At 68.0% G+C, this 266-nt stretch carries 1 pseudogene; it reads left to right on the top strand.

Going from position 1 to position 266, the window contains the following annotated elements:
• Positions 1–266, top strand: a pseudogene (gene manB / locus IG86_RS0138190) (phosphomannomutase/phosphoglucomutase); the annotation flags it as partial.

The raw sequence follows: 266 nt of genomic DNA, 5'->3' as shown, positions 1-266 counted from the left end.
AGTACAACGGGATCAAGATGTGCCGGGCGGGTGCGGCTCCGGTGGGTCAGGACACGGGTCTGTCGCAGATCCGGGTTCTGGTGGAGGGGTGGCTGGATGGGGGTGCCCCGGCTGTTCCTGCGGGTACGGTGCCGGGCACGGTGACGGAGCAGGACTCGCTGAAGGGGTATGCGGAGCACCTGCGGTCTTTGGTGGATCTGGCGTCGGTCCGTCCGCTGAAGGTGGTCGTGGACGCGGGCAACGGCATGGGCGGTCACACCGTTCCG

This window comes from Streptomyces virginiae (assembly GCF_000720455.1).
GTDB classification, from domain to species: domain Bacteria; phylum Actinomycetota; class Actinomycetes; order Streptomycetales; family Streptomycetaceae; genus Streptomyces; species Streptomyces virginiae.
The sequence above is the reverse complement of the archived record's forward strand: the minus strand, read 5'-3'. Positions and strand labels throughout refer to the sequence as shown.